The organism is Enterococcus sp. DIV2384 (genome assembly GCF_050534975.1).
In the GTDB taxonomy this organism is placed as follows: Bacteria; Bacillota; Bacilli; order Lactobacillales; family Enterococcaceae; genus Enterococcus; species Enterococcus faecalis.
This window is the reverse complement of the sequence record NZ_CP172905.1, coordinates 328867-345927: the sequence shown is the minus strand read 5'-3', so window position 1 is coordinate 345927 and position 17061 is coordinate 328867. Positions and strand designations below refer to the sequence as shown.

Genomic DNA, 17061 nt, shown 5'->3' with positions numbered 1-17061 from the left:
AACAGAGTGAACCGCTTTCTACAAAATAGTTTGCTTGCCAAAAGAAAAGTTTTACAAAAGAGGGAGATTACCTTGTGTTTCCCTCATAAATTCGCTAGAATGACCTGTAGAAGAATGATGTGAGGAGTAAATAAATGAATACATTGCAATTATTTAAGCAGGCCTTTTTTTCAGTTTCAGAATTACGGCATGCGAAAAAAATGGCGTTTTGGAAAGTAATTCTCTATGCTGTTTTTTTAAGTGCTATTTTAGCACTACCTATTACCAAACAAGTCTTTTCTGTGCTACAAGAGGTGCAACAAGATGGCCAAAAAATTGCAGAAAAGTTGCCTGACTTTTCTATTGAAAATGGCACGTTGCAAACAAAGGCTAAAGAATCTGGCTTTATTTATCAAACCGACTCGATTATTTTTACGTTTGATCCAGATGGAAAGCGTACAGCCGCTGATGTCCAAAAAGATTTAATTGGTAATGCGTTTGGTTTGGCTTTTTTACAAGATGAATTTGTAGTCGCCTTACCAAATTCAGGCGCAACTGAATCAATTCTAGGCACCGACCAATTTATCTTCCCCTATAGTAAAGGAACCTTAGATGGCGTTAACGCTCAGAGTATCAAGACTGCGCTAAGTGAAGCAGCAATCCCTTGGTGGACAAAACTCATTGTCTTTTTAGTGGCTATCTACCCTGTTCTAATCGGTTTAGTTTTAGACTTACTGATTGCCGCTATCGGTGCATCTCTCTATTCAAAATTACGTTTTTATTCTTTACGTTTGATTGATTGTTTAAAAATTATTACGTATTGTGCTACCGTGCCAGTTATCTTAAGTGCTATTTTAAACTTCGTAAATCCGATGTTTAACGATGGCATCCTAGTTATTTTACTGAGTCTATTCTTTTTCTTTGTCACAACCAAAAACGAACCACGGAATATCCCTGGTTCTTAAAAAAAGAGCCTGGGACAAAAATCACTTTGGATTTTTGTTCCAGGCTCAAAACCTGATAAACGGCGGGAACAGAACCAACTCCTTCGGAAATAAGCCGAAATTCTCCAAAAATTAAAAAGCAATTTTCGGAAATTCCTTCTTATTTCTCGGAGCTAAACGGTTCCGTCCCGACCTCTTTCTATTCTTCAAATTCTTCTTCATCTGTTAATTCAGGTAAGTCAATCGTGGTCACCGCAGATTGGCCAATTTGCGCTAAATATGCAGCTAATTCATCCACATTTTCCACAGGTGACACGGCTGCTTCAATTGCCATTGCTAAATTAAGTCCGGCGACTACTCGCAATTGCGGATAAGTGCCCATGGCCATCATAGCCACATTACAAGGTGTTCCTCCTTTTAAATCAGCTAATACAAGCGTCGGGACATTGCCAGCTTCTTTTAAGATTGCTGCCAGTTTTGCTTGCGTGCCGCTCAAGCCATCTTCTGCGGTCATTGACACAATCGCAGCATCTGCTAATTCCCCGACAATCATTTGAGTAGAAGCTAAGGTTTCTTCTGCCATCCGTCCATGGCTCATTAAAATTAATTTTGGTTTCATCATATCCTCCTAAAAATACTGCTGATAAATTTTTGTTCGTGCTTTCAGAAAGCCACGTTCTTCACGAGTGGGATGAACCCGATTCGTTAACAAAATTAGGGCTTCTTTGGTCTCTTTTTTCATACCAATCGCCGTTCCAGTAAAGCCAGTATGATACAAATAGTCTGCCCCTGCTTGCGTCTTTTTCACTTCCCAACCAAATGTACGTCCCCCTTGGTTCATAGACCAGAGAGCAGTGAACATTTTTTCAGAAAATAATGGTTTGCCAGACGGGTAGCGATTGTTCATAAAACACTGAACAAAAGTGAGTAAATCTGGTAAAGTTGCAAATAAACCTGCACTGCCAATTGGCGCTTTTAGTTGATAGGCTTTCGAATCGTGGACCACTCCCTGAATAACGCCGCGTTGTTTTGTAATCTCTGTGGGCACTGCCTGGGCAAAATCGCTGACCGTAAAACTTGTATGCTGTAGGTTCATTGGTTGAAATACGTATGTTTGAAAGCTCTCTTCTAATGAGCAGCGATCCAATACTTGAATAATTTCTCCCAATAAGTAATACCCTAAATCAGAATAAGTGGTTTTCCCTCGTTCAGATAACGAATGCGTTAAAATGATTTCTTGCAAGCTTTTTTTTGTGACATTTTTCTTATCGACAACATCAGCTGGCAGTCCGCTCTGATGCAGTAGAAGCTCCCCAATCGAACAAGATAGTCCTTGATAATCAGGCAGGATTTCCCCCACAGTGGTTGAAAAAGCAAGCTGATTTGTATCGATTAATTGTAACATTCGATTTGTTGTCCCAATAACTTTCGTTAAGGACGCTAAATCATACAGGCTAGCTGATGAAATCTTTTGTCTTGCAAATGGACCAGTATTACCTAAAAAGCCCGTATACTGTTCTGATAAGCTATCTTCTGTGATCGTCCCCCAAGCGACACCCGGAACGACTTGCTGATTAATCAGTCTCTGAATTGTTTCTTGAATTGCGATTTGATTCATTGTTCACCACTTCTATGCTAAAACTTCTGAAATCCGTCCGTCATGTTCTGCTAATAGTTGTTTGGCTTTTTGAAAATCAACGTGGGCTTTCGCCATTACAATGGCTGGTGCCACTTCTAGCTGTGATGCCTCCAAGTATTCTTTGGCTTGCGATTCCTCGATTTCTGCTGCTTCTTTAATGATATTCGTGGCACGTTGAATTAATTTTTCGTTCGTTGGTTGTACATTGACCATCAAATTTTGATAGATATTCCCTACTTTAACCATAATTCCTGTTGAAAACATATTTAACACCATTTTCTGTGCTGAACCCGCTTTCATTCTAGTTGACCCTGTAATGACTTCCGGTCCTACAATTGGCGCAATCCCAATTTCCGCCAATTGATTCATCGGACTTTGATTATTACAGGTAACTGAAATGGTTAGAGCGCCCACTTTTTTTCCGTATTCAATTGCGGAAACAGCATATGGTGTCCGACCACTAGCAGCAATCGCAATTACGACATCTCGGGCAGTCAATTGATGTTGCGTTAAATCTTCGATGGCTAATTCTTTCGAGTCTTCAGCACCTTCAATTGCTTGATACATTGCTTTTTCACCACCAGCTAAAATACCAAATGCGCGTTCTGGCGACACACTATATGTGGGCGTTAATTCAATCGCATCCAAAGCACCTAAACGTCCAGACGTTCCTGCACCACAATAGATTAAACGGCCCCCTTTTTTAAATCGTTCTGCCGCTGCATCAATTGCTGCAGCAATCTGCGGAAGCACCTTTTCAATTGCTTGTGCTACCTTTTGGTCTTCTTGATTTATTAAAGTTACCATTTCTAATGTTGACACTTGGTCAATCTTTTTAGTCGCTTCATTTCTGGCTTCTGTCGTTAATCCTTCTAAGTTCATTTGCTTGCACACCCCTACTTCTCTTTTAGACGGCTGACAAGTTGACTCGTTTCAATCATATTGCGTTCAATTTCTGTGTCTAAATCATCTTGAATTGAACCTAAATACAGAACATCGCCAATTGCCATTGACGAAGCAATCGATGAAATAGCCCCAACTCGAATGAGGTGCTCATTATTGGGGACTAAAAGAACTTCATCGCTCAATGATCGCACGTTTTCTCCATCGTTACTGGTAATAAAAATAACCGTTGCACCTCTATTTTTGGCAATTTCACAGGCGATTAAGGCTTCTTTTGTCAAACCACTATAGGAGACCGTGATCAAAATGTCTTGTGCCGTTGCATAATTTAAAAACTCCAACATCATGTGACTATCATAATTAAAAATTGCTTGGCGACCAGCGCGGTTAAACTTGTGATAAAGATTATAAGTCGTTAAAGAAGAGGCACCAATTCCAACCAAATGAATTTTTTCCGCTTTTTTAACATGCGCGATTGCTCGTTCCAAGGCTTGTTTATCCACTGTATAAAATAAATCCTCAATCGTAGCATTTAATAAAGATTCTACTTTCATACAAATAGTATCCACCGAATCATCCGCCGCTACAATTGGATCAATATCTTTTTTACCGTTACTGGCAGCTTGTACCGCTGCAATGGATAGTTTTAACTCTTCCCAGCTGTCAAACCCTAATTGTTTAGAAAAACGGGTAACTGATGCTGGAGAAGTTTCGCTATTGCTAGCAATTTCGTTTGCTGTTAATGAGAGAAGACGGGTCGGATCCTTCAGTATATAGTCTGCGATTCTCTTATTTACTTTGGAAAAGTCCTTATATTTTTGTCTGATTGAACGGATTGGCTCCATCTTCTCATCTCCATTTCTATTTTATGAAAGTTAAAATTGCTTCGTTTGGTTCAGAAGGGATCATCTGTGCGGTAATAGTCACCCCATTATCTGTTAAACGACGAACGGTTTGAATATCTTCATCGGTTAATGCAACAGATTTTTTAATTGCACGACTGCCTTCTTTTTGAGAAATATTGCCGACATTGAAGCTCTGTAATGGGACACCGCCATCAATTAAAGCCGCCATGTCTGCAATGTCTTTCGTAATTAAAAAGACTTTTTCTTCATCATAATTGCCTGCTAAAATTTTTTCAATCGCTTTACGTTTTGATAAAATGGATAATTTAACTCCTGCAGGCTTAGCCATTTTTAAGGCACCAATTTGTAATTGATCTTTGACAGCGGCATCATTTACTACCATGATTCTTTGTGCTCCAACCGTATTCGTCCAAACGGTTGCAACTTGTCCGTGAATTAAACGCTCATCTACTCTTGCATGTACAATTGTCATAATAAATCTCTCCTATTATATACTATTTTTTTAAAATAAACCGCCAACCCAAGCCAACATTGGTTGTAAATTGCCTAAAACCATGCCAATTAAAATTAAAACAAAGATTAGCCGTGTTGAATTCATTTTCTTTTTCCCTAGTAACCAATAGGATAAAAGAACAATCCCTAAAGGAATTAATGCGGGTAAAATTTTATCCAACATTTCTTGAACAGATAATGTTACATCTCCCATTTTATAAGTTAAATCTAATTTGTAAGTAATTACCGAAGGAATCAAACCGCCGACCACCGTTAACCCTAAAATAGCTGCACCTTGCGTAAACAATTTCATTTTATCCGCAAATTCTGTCGCAATTTTTTTCCCTTGATGGTAACCAATCCAAGTGAATTTATAGCGAACCCATAGGACCACTGCTCCGGCAATTAACGGAATCAGTAACCCAACAACCTGGCCCCCTTGCGCCATGTAAGCTGCAATCGAAAAAACAATCGCACGATAAATCGCGATAAAAATGGTATCACCAACACCAGCAAACGGACCCATTAGACCTGTTTTCAAGCCAGTAATGGCCGTTTCATCTTCAATGCCAACTTCTTCTTCCAAAGCCATATCAGCTCCGACAATTAAGTGCGACATGGCTGGCGTTGTATTCATAAAGCCAAGATGTGTCTTCAAGGCTTTCTTCATAGCTACTGGATCTTCACTGTATAGTCGCTTTAATGCAGGCATCATCACCCAAGCGTAACCAAGTCCTTGCATTTTTTCATAGTTCCAGCCCCACTGATAGCCAAAAAGATTACGGACGTAAACTTTATTAATATCCTTTTTTGTTAATTTGTTAGTCATCAATCTCAACCTCATCATCATCTTCGTAAATAACCGTGCCACTTGTTGTAGCTGCACCGCCTTTGTTATGATTCATCACATAAATCGCTGCTAAAGCCAAGCCAACCAGTGCGACACCTAAAACTGAGAAGAATTGGGCCCCATAAGCAAGTAACACGAACCCAATAATAAAATAAGGCCAGTATGTTTTAATTGGCAAGTAACGCATTAAAATAGCAATCCCCATCGCTGGTAAAATAGCACCTGCTGCTTTTAGCCCATTCATCACCCAAATAGGAATCCAATTATTGATAGCGTTTACAACTTGTTCACCAAAAGCTAGGCCAATAAAAACTGGGATGACACGAGAAATCGTCCAAGGAAAAATTCCTAAAACATTGCAGCGCTCGACCCCTTTATAATTTCCTTCTTCCGCATAACGATCTGCTTTGTGTTGAAAAAACGTATTAGCCATTCTGCCTAAAATATCTAGTTGTGTTAATAATAACCCAATCGGAACCGCAACTCCGATACCATACTCTGCCCCTTTCCCTGAAATGATTGCATAAGCCGTTCCCATAATGGCCCCTGAAAGAAAGTCTGGGACTGTTGCTCCTCCATAAGTCGCTACGCCTAATGTCATCAATTGAAGCGTTGCCCCAATCATCAAACCTGTTTGAACATCTCCTAAGACTAGGCCAGTAAACGTTGCAGCAAACAATGGTGTATATGGACCAATCTGAATAGAAATTTGGTCAAGTACACCAACAACTGTGTAAAGACATAAAATCAAAATAATACCAATCGATACTGTCATGCTTTCTCATCCTCCTTGAATGCGTTTTCTTTTTTGTATTTGTAGAATACCATTAAAGAAATATAATTTCAAGTTCTTTTTAAAAATATTTTTAAATGAAATTACATTTCTTATATAATTTTTGTGCTATACTAAAAGAAAACGGTTTAGGAGTGATTATGTGCGGGTTTTGCTGATTTATTTCATAACTATTTTTCTATCCAATACAGTTGGGGCGCTCTCTGGGATGGGTGGAGGCGTCATTATTAAGCCTGTTTTGGATTTTCTTGGGTTCCATTCGTTAAATAGTATTGCGTTCTATTCAAGTGTCGCTGTTTTTGTCATGTCCATTTCTTCGACTTATAAACAGTATCAAAATGGTGTCCAAATTGAATGGAAAAAAGCCGCGAGTATTTCGTTTGGTTCCTTAGTCGGCGGCATGTTAGGTGATTTACTTCTTAATCAGGCGATTGCACTAGCGCCAAATGAAGAAAAAGTACAACTAATCCAATATATCATCATGTTGCTGACCTTGGTTTTGGTTCTTCTCTACAATCAATTTTCCAACTGGCACTTACACCTCAACGGATTGAGCATTTTTCTGATTGTCGGATTAGGCTTAGGGATTCTATCAACCTTTTTAGGCATCGGTGGCGGTCCCATTAATGTAGCTTGCCTTATTCTCTTTTTTGGAATGGATATCAAATCAGCAACTGTTTATTCCATCATTACTATTTTTTTCTCCCAACTCGCCAAACTTGGCAATATCGGCTTGACCACAGGGTTTGCGGTTTTTGATTTGACAATGCTTTGGGCTATTATTCCTGCCGCTTTATTCGGTGGTTATGTCGGCGGTCTTTTCAGTAAAAAATTATCTCAACAACGGGTCGCCCAAATTTATAGTTTAGTTGTTTTTTTAGTTATTTTGTTAAATATGTATAATTTGTGGACTGTTATCTAAAAAAGAAGCGCTTTGTCGTATAGACAAAGCGCTTCTTTTTTAATTAAATCACTGTTAATTTAACATCTATATTATTTCTTGTTGCTTTAGAATATGGGCAAATTTCGTGGGCTTTTTTAACAAGTTCTTCTGCTTTAGCTTGATCTACCCCATCAATATGAACTTCTAATTCAGCACCAACGCTAAATCCATCTTCTCCTTGGAATAAGGAAACACGTGCAGTTACTGTACTTTTACCTTCGACTTTTTCTTGATCCATCACTAATTCTAATGCACCGTTAAAGCAAGCACTGTAAGCCGCTGCGAATAATTGTTCTGGATTTGTTGTATTTTCTTTCTTGACACCTGGCGAAGCAACCGCATAAGAAAATGATTTATCCGGTGAGTGAACTTCTCCTGCACGTCCGCCCGTATTAATGATAGTTGTTTCATAGATTTTTTTCATGTAAATTCCTCTCCTTTGTAAAGTTTTACACTTCTGAGAACTTGTTACTTACATAATTATTGTAGGAAACTTTGCCAGATACAGCAAACGTTGTGCTTGTGAATAATAAAAAATAACATTTAACGTTGTATTTTTGACGTAGAAAAAGAACCCATTCTATGATAGGATAAAGTGAACTTGTACATTTGTACACAAACTATTTTACAAAGGAGACTTTCCCTTGACACACTTACTTGATTATCAACCATTAAACCTCTACACAAACTATCAAGAAGCCGCAGAAAAAACACCAACTGTTCCAATTATTTTTGATGAATCTTTGCCTGCTTTTCCTGCACTTGGCTTAGAAACAACTTATGGTGAAAGCCATCAAGAAATTTTGAAACGGGCATATCAATTAGCCGCTTTAGGTGTAAAAAAAGGCGACAAAATTATTATTTATAAAAGTCCTAAATTCGACACGTATTTACTAGCTGTTGCAGCCTCATATCTAGCAGCCGTTCCTGTAATGGTTTCATACCATTTACCTTTTGAAACAATTGAAGTATTCGTTGATCGTTTAGAAGATCCTTATATTTTATTTGATGATGTGACTGCTGAAAAAGTTCAAGCTGTTCGTAACAGCTCTGCCAATAAAAAACTTTCGGTTGCTTCTCTTTTAGAAGCTGATGCCACGGAAGTTCCTCAAGACGAACTGACTAAAGACGAAATTGCCTACATGACTCACACCTCTGGAACAACAGGTATTCCTAAACTTATCTGTCATTCCAATCACTCTATGGGTTGGCGTACAAAATGGCAAAAAACCATTTTTACAAAAATTGCTGAAAAGAAATTAGTTGGCTTTCATATTTCGCCAGTTCATTCTCGTTTTAACATTGGTGTGTCTTCTTTAATGGCCATGGGCTTCCCTATGATGCCTTTAGCAAATGCTTCGAGCGAAAAAGTCGCTGAAATGTTCAGCACCTATCAACCAATCGCTGTAGAAACACACCCCAATAACTTCGTTCAATGGGTTCGTTTGGCCAAAGAAAAACCTGAAGCCTTCGCTAGTGTCCATTATTATCATTCTACTTTTGATGCAATTAACAACGCTACAATGGTGGCTTTCTTAAAAGCATCTGCTGCCAATGAACCAATTTTCCTACAAGTTTATGGACAAAGTGAATGCGGGCCAATGATCTTACGAGCGCATACTTTAGAATCCCTAAAAGATTCAGACGCTCGTGACATGGGTGTTGGTTTAGAGGATTTAACACAAGCTCGAATTACCGATGAAAAAGGACAAGTTTTACCTGCGATGACGGACGGCCATATCCAATTCTTATCCAAAGGACGGGCCTTAACATATTACAAAGAAGATGCCCGCTTTGCAGAAAATGTCTACGGCGAATGGTGGGACAGCGGCGATTACGGGATGTTAGATGAACGCGGCCACTTATTCTTGAAAGATCGCCAAGTAGATCTAATTGAAAACATCGACAGTAATTTAGCTATTGAAGATCATTTATTGGATGCATTAGATTTCTTAGAAGAAGTGATTATTGTCCGTGGCAAAGAAAATGAACCACAGCCAATTTTAGCGGTTGTCCCTGGGGAAGAAATGGATTGGGACGCTTGGTGGACACAAGTAGCCGATTTACCACATTTAAACGAACCTATCATTATGGCTTTTGATGAAATCCCTCACACAGCTACTATGAAAGTGCAACGTTTACAACTAGAAAAATGGTTGAAAGAACAATAAAATAAAATTCTTTGTTAAACAGTGTTGGTCAAAAGAACGTTTAGACCAGCGTTGGAGCAAGTGGAGCAGAAAGCTAAAAAGTTAACTCGTTGTAGGTTATCTTAAGCTTTAAAAAGAGGGGCAGTCGTCGTTTTGACGGCTGCTCCTCTTTCTTTTGCCTACCGTTAATTAAATCCTTTTTGTGAAGAGCTTGACATGGGATGGTTCCCACAAATTATACTTAGCTTATTCAAAGAATGGAGTGAGCAAGTATGAAAATTTTAATTAAACAAGATTTCGACACGATGAGCGAATGGGCAAAAATGTTACTTCTAAGCACGATGAGCCAAGATAAACGAGTGAATTTATCAATTACCGCTGGTAAAACGCCAGCACTTGTTTACCAAAAATTAGCCTCGATTGTGAAAAACTCATCTGACTTTGATAATGTTCATTATTATAACTTTGATGAAATCCCCGTTCCTCATCAAAAGGAAGGCATTACTCTGACAGATTTGCGGACGCTGTATTTGACACCTGCGGAAATATCCGAGCAAAACATCCATCCATTAACTGTGGAAAACTTTCAACAACAAGAACAACGGATTGCTGACGCAGGCGGCTTAGATTTGATGTTAATTGGCTTAGGAGCAGATGGTCATTTTTGCGGGAACATGCCCACTACCACTCATTTTAAAAATGAAACCTACCAAGTGACCGTCACTGGTTCAGAGCCTTGGTTTGTTCCTGAAATGATGCAGCCAGGCATGACCTTTGTTACGATGGGGCCAGCCAGCATCATGAAAGTTAAGCATCTTGTCCTAATTGTAAATGGTGAACAAAAAGCTCAGATGGTCAAACAAGTGCTCCAAGGACCTGTCACAGAAACGTATCCTGCCTCTATTCTTCAACTCCATCCAAATTTAACGGTTCTCTTGGATGAAGCCGCAGCGAGTCAATTAGAAAAATAAAAAATTGCGCCTAGATTATGCTTCTCTGCATAGTCATAGGCGCAATTTTGTTATCATTACATGATTTTTTGATACTGACTGTATTTTAGCAAATTCGTCTGGGAAAGTGTAACACCAATACCATGTCCCTGAGGCACGGTCATTGTCCCTTGCTCTAAAATAAAAGGTTCCGTGATGATATCTTCATAAAAATAGCGTTCCGTTGCTGAAATATCACCTGGAAAGGAAAAGGTAGGCTGTGACGCAAATTGCAAATTCAATGCACGTCCAACACCAGACTCAAACATGCCACCTAACCAAACCAATAAATCATTTTCTTGGCAAAATGTGGCAATCTTCAACGCCTCGTGAATCCCACCTACACGAGGAATCTTCAAATTGATACTACGGCAACTGCCCAATGCTAACGCCACTTGGCAGTCTTTGAGACTACGAATATTTTCATCCAAACAAATTCTTGTCTTCAGTTCTCTTTGTAATTGTGCGTGATCTAAAAAATCATCTGCAGCAAAAGGCTGTTCAATCATCGCTAATTGATAGTGATCTAAACGTTGCAATTGAGGCAAATCAGCCAATGTATACGCTGAATTGGCATCAACCATCAAAGGCAAGTTAGGAAAATGTTGACGAATCAAAGCAACGGGTTCCACATCATAACCGGGACGAATTTTCAGCTTCACTCGTTGATACCCTTTTTCTACAGCTAACTGAACTTGTTTAAGCAATTGAGGTAAGTCTTCTTGAATCCCTAAACTAATCCCTACAGGAATTTTCCTCCGCGTTGGTCCAAAAAATTCAGTTAAACTCTTCTGTTGCCGTTTGGCATATAAATCCCAGATGGCAGTTTCTAACGCAGCTTTTCCCATCCAATGCCCTTTAACTTCTTCAAAAATTGTTGAAACCTCTTGCGGCTGTTCAAGCGCTTCTGTTAAAAGTAACGGAATTAAATGCTGTTGGATGATGAAGCGTTCGGTTACCAACGTTTCTTGCACATAATCAGGTTGCTCAAAAGCCACTAATTCGCCAAACCCTTGATTTCCTTGCTCATCCGTTATTACAAATAAATCAAACGCTTTTTCTTCCAGGCGACCATAGCTCGTGACAAACGGCGTTTTTAAAGGCAAACGAACCTGATAGGTTTCAATTGATTGAATGTTCATTCAGACGGCTCCTTCCAATAACGCTGTCACCTTTTCATAGAAAATCGTTGGTTGTTCTAAATGGATACAATGTCCTGCTTCAGGAAAAATTGTCAGCCTCAACAACGGTTGACGTGCCTGCATTTTTTTCGCAATTCCAATAAATTTTTGATCTTCGCCGCCTACCAATAAATCGGTAGGAATTGGCTGCAATTCTGCTAGACGTTCCCAGTAACTCTCTTGCGCTCCTGTGCCCATATACCACAAACTACTAGCCAATCCAAAGGCCGATTGGCTCAAACGTTCCTGACGAATGGCCATTTGCTGTGCCACAGACAAGGCTTTTTGCGTTTGAAATAACGGTAATTCTTGCCAAAAATCAATAAAATCCACCAGCGGTTCCTCTAAGAGACGTTCCGCCAAACGATGATCTTGACAGATACGAGTCTGACGTTCTGCAACGGTGGCCAAACCTGGTGACCCACTTTCCAATAAAAGATGCTGTACCTTTTGTGGATAATGTAATGCAAAACCTAAAGCTGTTCGAGCGCCCATTGAATAGCCTAATAAACAAAAGCAAGGCAAATTTAGCGATTCGGTTAGTTCAGCAAGATCATGGCAAACCTGTTTCATGGTATAACGCTCTGGTGCTACCAAACTAGCAGTCGCGCCATGCCCAGGTAAATCAATGCCTAAAACGTTATAAGGTGTTTGACTGGGAAAAACGGCTGCAAACGTGGCTAACGTTCCTGTGAAACCGTGTAAACAGACTACTGTCGTTCGCTTTGCATCAAAAGGTGTTAACCATTGATAATGGTACTGCATCCCCCGAATTAACCGTTCCATGAAATCCCCTGTCTTTCTACTCGTCTACCAATTTCAGCTAAAATTGATTCGTACAAATGAACATTCTCTTGGCGATTTCCTTTGACTTCTATCACTTGAAATTGTGGTTCTTCAGCCGCTGTTTGTAAAATTTGCTTGAGCTCCGCGATTGTTTTGACTTCTTGATACGAAGCACCGTAAAGTTCAGCAACTAACGAAAAATCTAAATCAAGCGGTGTTCCAAATAAAGGCTCGAAATCGTCCTCACGTAAAGTTCGTTGAGATAGAAAAGAGAAAATCCCGCCACCATTGTTATTTAATAAAACAATTGTTAACGGCAACTGATAACGTTTAGCCAAAAATAAACCATTCATATCATGATATAGCGCTAAATCACCAATCAGTAGAACGTTTTGCTGTGTCGGTGCTACGGCACTCATTCCTAAAGCAGTTGAAACAATCCCATCAATCCCGTTGATGCCGCGATTTCCAAACATCCGATAAGGGCGACTATCCATAAATCGATCTAAGTAGCGGATAGCCATACTATTAGATACAAATAACTGACCGTTCTCTTTCATTGTTTGGTGAACAGCTAAGCTGGCTGTTGTTTCATTTAATTCTGTCGCGTTCAGCGTTTCTAGAAGAACTTCAGAGACCGTTTTTTCTAGCAAGAGCCATTGTGCTAACCAAGTCGCTTCTTTTGGTTTGACAACCGTTAGCAGTTGTTCTACAAACGTGGTTTCCTTTGCCTGAATAACTGTTTGTGATTTTTTCAATTGCTCTTGCCATTGCCCATTTTCGTCCACAAAATAAAAAGTAGTCTCTGTCGTTGCTAAGCGTTTCAACCATAACATGATGTTTTTAGAAATTGGCAGCGAACCAAAGCGCACTACCACTTCTGGTTCTTGTGGCAAGGTCGCCACATTTAGAAACAGATCACTATGTGCAATAACAACTTCACTATTTTGCCCATGTGTCACAATGTTTGCTAAAGGATCCGCTAGTAACGGCCATTTCAAAGCTTCGGCTAATTGAATAAATAACGCCGCTTCTTCCTCTGTATGACTGCCACCGACAACCAAGACGCCGTTTTTCTGGTACCATTGATCCGCTAACTGTTGCACTTGTTCTGTAGAAAGGATTGATTGACCAGCGAATAAAGCCGTTTGTTGAGAACTCTTTGTTTTTCTCTCTAAGTCAGGTAATAATGGTTCCCGCAAAGGAAAATTCAAATGAACAGGTGCTGCAGGCGTTTGTTGCGCGAATGCTGCTCCTTTAGCGCCTTGCCAATAGGCGTAATTCAACATCTCTTCTGTTGCTTCTGGCAAAGCCATTTCAACAAATAATTTCACGTGATTTTGATACATTTGTAATTGGTCCATGGCTTGAGGAGCGCCAACTTGACGTAACTCATGCGGCCGATCCGTTGTTAAAACGACTAAGGGTACATGGCTAATATTGGCTTCACAAATTGCTGGATAATAGTTTGCAGCTGCTGTTCCAGAGGTACAAAGTAAGACCACTGGTTTTTGACTCGCTTTACTTAATCCTAAAGCAAAAAAAGCAGCGGAACGTTCATCGACATCGACAAAAGTTTGGATTGCGGTTTCCCGATGAAGTAATAAAGCCAGTGGTGTGGAACGGGACCCTGGACTAATGACTGCTTGTTCAACCCCACTATTTTTTAAGCCTTCAATAAAGGCCATTAAATAATCGGTCATTGTTTCTTGATGATTCATTAAACCTGCCCTCCAATTCCTCGTAACATCGGTTGAAATTTTATTTTCGTTTCTTCTCTTTCTAGCTCTGCTTGAGAATCAGCAACGATACCACAACCTGCATAAAGAACGCCTTGCTGACCAGCAAAGACACCTGAACGCAAGGCCACAGCGAACTCGCCACTATCATCATTCCCTGAAATCCAACCGATTGGCGCACCATATAACCCACGACTCCCTGGCTCATATTGTCGAATCCATTCGACTGCCAACTCTTTGGGCTCACCGCCTAAAGCTGGCGTTGGGTGTAACTGCATCACACTTTCCAAGAACGAAATTCCCGGTTTACGTTGACCCGAGATTGGCACATAAAGATGTTGTACATCTCGATTTTCCAAAATAATGGGTGCTTGAATACTGTTTTCAGAAGTCGTCATCTTCGCCAACTCTTTCGCTAAACGTTCCACCACAATTTGGTGTTCTCCGGTATTTTTGCGGTCTTGTAAAAGTTGCGCTCCTAAAGTTTTCGTTTCTTCTGGTGTTTGACCCGTTTTAATGGTTCCTGCAATACAAGCGGTCGCAAACGTTTCTTTAGTACCCAACAGAAGTCGTTCTGGTGTTGCACCAATGAAACTTGTGTCATTGGCTTCCAAAGCAAACAAATACGTATTTTGTTGTTGTGCCATTAAATTAACAAGCACTTGGTTACTTCGAATTTTTTCAGGACTGCTCACAGCAAGTTGTCGAGCCAAAACCACTTTTTTTAAAGGGCCATCTTCTCTTAAGACTGCTACTGTTTCGTTGACAGCTTGTAGCCATTCAGTCACGGCAACTTCTTCCTTGTCAATCTTTGTTTCCGCTACAGCTGGCAACTCCTCACAGGTAGCTAACAAGCGATCAAACTGAGCCACCAAAGTCGACCAACGTTCCTCGACTTCTTGTTCACTAGAACCTGAAAAGTTCAGCGTTCCATAAATACGTGAACCTGAAAAAGTAAATAGAATACTTGGTAGATAAAACCAACCTTCCCCTAACTCTCCCCAGGCCTCAGTAGGCGTTTGTTCTGTATCAAAAGGCAAACCGCCAAACAGAAGAGCCCCCGTACCAGAAATAGACATATTTTGAAAACGAGTTGCCGCCTCTTTTTTTAAAAAGTTGTTCAATTGATGCGTTTCTGTTTCTGCGCCTTTTAAGATAGTTTCATATCCGAAGCCAACCAAAGCAAAATCTTTTTTCGGCGTTTGCCAAAAAAAACGTTCTCCTTGGTATGCCTTTTCACCAGCGGCAAAAATTGCCAAGGCTGTTTGTTCTGTTTCTAATGGAAAAACCCAACTGAACTGACGGGCATTCTTCTGATAGGCTTGTCGTAATTCATCAGGCAATTTCATCTGATTAAAAACGCCTCTCTTTCTTCTGTCATGAAACGATGTTTGGCAATCTTTCCACTTGCTGTTTGCGGGAAAGAATGACAAAAATAAATGCGTTTCGGTCGTTTATATTTTGCCAGTTTTCGTGAACACTGGTCTTGAATTTGCGTTAAGGTGATTTCTTGGTCACTAATCACATATGCAACTGGGACGGCTCCCCATTGCGCATCTGGTTCTCCTACAACTGCCGCTGCTTTAATTCCTGTTATCGTCTGTAACACCTGTTCAACCTCAGTGGGGTAAATATTTTCACCACCAGAGATAATGAGTTCACTTAAACGACTAACCAAATACAGGTAACCTTGTGCATCTAAATAGCCCATGTCGCCTGTTTTAAACCAATCATCTGCTGTCCATTTTTCAGGTTGACGCTGGTTAAGGTAACCTGAAACAACGTTTGGTCCCTTAAGTAAAATTTCTCCGACTTGCTTTTCTGGCTGTTCTTGTCCTAGTTCATCAACAATTTTGATCTGCATATCTTTTAACGGTTGCCCAGCAGAGCCGATTTTCAGTGCCGCATCTTCAAATTTCAAGGCAACAACTTGCGAACACGTTTCCGTCATCCCATAAGATTGAATGACTGGAATCCCTTTTTCCTCACACTGCGCTAATTTATCCGGAGCAATCGGTCCGCCGCCTAATAGCATTCCTTTAAAGCTGACGCTGTAGCCAGCTTCAGGATAGACAGACAATAATTTTTGTAACATTGTCGCAACCACTGAAATGACGGTTCCACGGCCTTCTTGTAAATCTTGTGTCACTTGCTGTTCATCAAATTTATCGTAAAGGCGAATACTACAACCTAAGACGAGTTGTCGAACAACAATCGACAATCCGCTAATGTGAAATAATGGAACTGCACACAACCAACAATCTTCAGCAGTAATCCCCATATTTTCTTGGGTGCCTCTAGCACTGGCCAAATGATTTTTAAACCGTTGCAAGACCCCTTTAGGCTGTCCTGTAGTTCCAGATGTATACATAATAGAAGCCACCGACTCTAAGTCACTTGGCTGTTGAAACTCCTGACGTGAAAGACTATGCTGTTTTTTAACCATTGGCTGAACGTCGACAAAAGAAATCTCCTCTAACAAAGCCTGCGTTTCAGGCGCACCAATAATCGTTTTAACTTGCGCATCTTTTAACTGAAAAGTCAGTTCAGCAAGTGTCAAATGCGTATTTAAAAATAATAACTCTTTCCCCAATTCCCATAAGGCTAGAATTGAAAAATACAACTCTTTGCTGTTCTTACTGAATAAAGCCACACGTTTTTCTTCTGGTGCAAGCACCTGTTGATATGTGGCTACCCACTGGCTGACTTCTTGTTGCACTTCTAAAAACGTCCAAGATTCATCCTGAAAATAAAAAGCAGGATGATCGGGACGTTTTTGTACTTGTTTATTTAACCAAGTCATTGGT

The 17061-nt window shown here is 40.1% G+C and carries 17 protein-coding genes; 4 read left to right on the top strand and 13 right to left on the bottom strand.

Annotation, left to right across the window (positions count from 1 at the left end; genetic code table 11):
- Window positions 1–134: 134 nt before the first annotated feature.
- Entirely contained in the window at window positions 135–944 is an 810-nt protein-coding gene (locus IGK54_RS01740; RefSeq protein WP_002355344.1) for a DUF1189 domain-containing protein, read from the top strand.
- 178 nt (window positions 945–1122) lie between these two features.
- Here the strand turns inward: IGK54_RS01740 and IGK54_RS01735 are convergent, their stop codons facing one another.
- The 7 genes from IGK54_RS01735 to IGK54_RS01705 are packed head-to-tail and all read right to left on the bottom strand — an operon-like array spanning window position 1123 to window position 6448.
- A complete protein-coding gene (locus IGK54_RS01735; RefSeq protein WP_113848681.1) occupies window positions 1123–1542 on the bottom strand; it encodes a PTS sugar transporter subunit IIA in 420 nt (139 codons plus the stop codon).
- A gap of 9 nt (window positions 1543–1551) precedes the next feature.
- Window positions 1552–2541: a serine hydrolase domain-containing protein gene (locus IGK54_RS01730; protein ID WP_113848680.1), complete on the bottom strand. Its 990-nt coding sequence runs from the start codon at window positions 2539–2541 to the stop codon at window positions 1552–1554.
- 12 nt (window positions 2542–2553) lie between these two features.
- On the bottom strand, window positions 2554–3444 hold the full coding sequence (murQ, locus tag IGK54_RS01725) for an N-acetylmuramic acid 6-phosphate etherase (RefSeq protein WP_025186939.1): 891 nt from the start codon (window positions 3442–3444) through the stop codon (window positions 2554–2556).
- Between the two features lie 14 nt (window positions 3445–3458).
- Window positions 3459–4310 (bottom strand): MurR/RpiR family transcriptional regulator, encoded by an 852-nt coding sequence (locus tag IGK54_RS01720; RefSeq protein WP_002355339.1) that lies wholly within the window; start codon window positions 4308–4310, stop codon window positions 3459–3461.
- Window positions 4311–4326: 16 nt separating this feature from the next.
- Window positions 4327–4803, bottom strand: coding sequence for a PTS system mannose/fructose/N-acetylgalactosamine-transporter subunit IIB (locus IGK54_RS01715; protein ID WP_002355337.1), 477 nt, complete (start codon window positions 4801–4803; stop codon window positions 4327–4329).
- Between the two features lie 30 nt (window positions 4804–4833).
- Complete coding sequence (locus tag IGK54_RS01710) at window positions 4834–5652, bottom strand: PTS system mannose/fructose/sorbose family transporter subunit IID (RefSeq protein WP_002355336.1); 819 nt, start codon at window positions 5650–5652, stop codon at window positions 4834–4836.
- Window positions 5645–6448, bottom strand: coding sequence for a PTS mannose/fructose/sorbose/N-acetylgalactosamine transporter subunit IIC (locus IGK54_RS01705; protein WP_430603134.1), 804 nt, complete (start codon window positions 6446–6448; stop codon window positions 5645–5647). The genes IGK54_RS01710 and IGK54_RS01705 overlap by 8 nt, the downstream gene beginning before the upstream one ends.
- A gap of 190 nt (window positions 6449–6638) precedes the next feature.
- On the opposite strand from IGK54_RS01705, the gene IGK54_RS01700 reads away from it, so the two are divergent.
- Complete coding sequence (locus IGK54_RS01700; protein WP_276339722.1) at window positions 6639–7388, top strand: sulfite exporter TauE/SafE family protein; 750 nt, start codon at window positions 6639–6641, stop codon at window positions 7386–7388.
- A gap of 43 nt (window positions 7389–7431) precedes the next feature.
- Here IGK54_RS01700 and IGK54_RS01695 read toward each other — a convergent pair whose 3' ends face one another.
- Window positions 7432–7833, bottom strand: a complete 402-nt coding sequence (locus IGK54_RS01695) for an organic hydroperoxide resistance protein (protein ID WP_002355332.1) — start codon at window positions 7831–7833, stop codon at window positions 7432–7434.
- 220 nt (window positions 7834–8053) lie between these two features.
- Between IGK54_RS01695 and IGK54_RS01690 the strand changes: the two genes are divergently transcribed.
- Both IGK54_RS01690 and IGK54_RS01685 read left to right on the top strand, forming a co-directional pair.
- Window positions 8054–9580 (top strand): AMP-binding protein, encoded by a 1527-nt coding sequence (locus tag IGK54_RS01690; RefSeq protein WP_002361196.1) that lies wholly within the window; start codon window positions 8054–8056, stop codon window positions 9578–9580.
- 251 nt (window positions 9581–9831) lie between these two features.
- On the top strand, window positions 9832–10530 hold the full coding sequence (locus IGK54_RS01685; protein WP_002355326.1) for a glucosamine-6-phosphate deaminase: 699 nt from the start codon (window positions 9832–9834) through the stop codon (window positions 10528–10530).
- Between the two features lie 56 nt (window positions 10531–10586).
- Here IGK54_RS01685 and menC read toward each other — a convergent pair whose 3' ends face one another.
- The 5 genes from menC to IGK54_RS01660 are packed head-to-tail and all read right to left on the bottom strand — an operon-like array spanning window position 10587 to window position 17057.
- A complete protein-coding gene (menC, locus tag IGK54_RS01680) occupies window positions 10587–11690 on the bottom strand; it encodes an o-succinylbenzoate synthase (protein WP_010777379.1) in 1104 nt (367 codons plus the stop codon).
- Window positions 11691–12515, bottom strand: coding sequence for a 2-succinyl-6-hydroxy-2,4-cyclohexadiene-1-carboxylate synthase (menH, locus tag IGK54_RS01675; protein ID WP_002363009.1), 825 nt, complete (start codon window positions 12513–12515; stop codon window positions 11691–11693). It lies immediately after the preceding gene.
- Window positions 12503–14236 carry a 2-succinyl-5-enolpyruvyl-6-hydroxy-3-cyclohexene-1-carboxylic-acid synthase gene (gene menD, locus IGK54_RS01670; RefSeq protein ID WP_113848679.1) on the bottom strand — a complete coding sequence of 578 codons (1734 nt, stop codon included), beginning with the start codon at window positions 14234–14236 and terminating at the stop codon, window positions 12503–12505. The genes menH and menD overlap by 13 nt, the downstream gene beginning before the upstream one ends.
- Window positions 14236–15603, bottom strand: a complete 1368-nt coding sequence (locus IGK54_RS01665; protein WP_010825000.1) for an isochorismate synthase — start codon at window positions 15601–15603, stop codon at window positions 14236–14238. The genes menD and IGK54_RS01665 overlap by 1 nt, the downstream gene beginning before the upstream one ends.
- Window positions 15600–17057, bottom strand: a complete 1458-nt coding sequence (locus tag IGK54_RS01660; protein WP_016615435.1) for an o-succinylbenzoate--CoA ligase — start codon at window positions 17055–17057, stop codon at window positions 15600–15602. Before IGK54_RS01660 ends, IGK54_RS01665 begins: the two co-directional genes overlap by 4 nt.
- Between the last annotated feature and the right edge of the window lie 4 nt (window positions 17058–17061).

What these genes read in the sequence shown, in the direction of transcription:
- IGK54_RS01740 (WP_002355344.1), top strand. Translation starts at nt 135, where the DNA reads ATGAATACATTGCAATTATTTAAGCAGGCCTTTTTTTCAGTTTCAGAA.
- IGK54_RS01735 (WP_113848681.1), bottom strand. Translation starts at nt 1,542, where the DNA reads ATGAAACCAAAATTAATTTTAATGAGCCATGGACGGATGGCAGAAGAA.
- IGK54_RS01730 (WP_113848680.1), bottom strand. Translation starts at nt 2,541, where the DNA reads ATGAATCAAATCGCAATTCAAGAAACAATTCAGAGACTGATTAATCAG.
- murQ (WP_025186939.1), bottom strand. Translation starts at nt 3,444, where the DNA reads ATGAACTTAGAAGGATTAACGACAGAAGCCAGAAATGAAGCGACTAAA.
- IGK54_RS01720 (WP_002355339.1), bottom strand. Translation starts at nt 4,310, where the DNA reads ATGGAGCCAATCCGTTCAATCAGACAAAAATATAAGGACTTTTCCAAA.
- IGK54_RS01715 (WP_002355337.1), bottom strand. Translation starts at nt 4,803, where the DNA reads ATGACAATTGTACATGCAAGAGTAGATGAGCGTTTAATTCACGGACAA.
- IGK54_RS01710 (WP_002355336.1), bottom strand. Translation starts at nt 5,652, where the DNA reads ATGACTAACAAATTAACAAAAAAGGATATTAATAAAGTTTACGTCCGT.
- IGK54_RS01705 (WP_430603134.1), bottom strand. Translation starts at nt 6,448, where the DNA reads ATGACAGTATCGATTGGTATTATTTTGATTTTATGTCTTTACACAGTT.
- IGK54_RS01695 (WP_002355332.1), bottom strand. Translation starts at nt 7,833, where the DNA reads ATGAAAAAAATCTATGAAACAACTATCATTAATACGGGCGGACGTGCA.
- IGK54_RS01685 (WP_002355326.1), top strand. Translation starts at nt 9,832, where the DNA reads ATGAAAATTTTAATTAAACAAGATTTCGACACGATGAGCGAATGGGCA.
- menC (WP_010777379.1), bottom strand. Translation starts at nt 11,690, where the DNA reads ATGAACATTCAATCAATTGAAACCTATCAGGTTCGTTTGCCTTTAAAA.
- menH (WP_002363009.1), bottom strand. Translation starts at nt 12,515, where the DNA reads ATGGAACGGTTAATTCGGGGGATGCAGTACCATTATCAATGGTTAACA.
- menD (WP_113848679.1), bottom strand. Translation starts at nt 14,236, where the DNA reads ATGAATCATCAAGAAACAATGACCGATTATTTAATGGCCTTTATTGAA.
- IGK54_RS01665 (WP_010825000.1), bottom strand. Translation starts at nt 15,603, where the DNA reads ATGAAATTGCCTGATGAATTACGACAAGCCTATCAGAAGAATGCCCGT.
- IGK54_RS01660 (WP_016615435.1), bottom strand. Translation starts at nt 17,057, where the DNA reads ATGACTTGGTTAAATAAACAAGTACAAAAACGTCCCGATCATCCTGCT.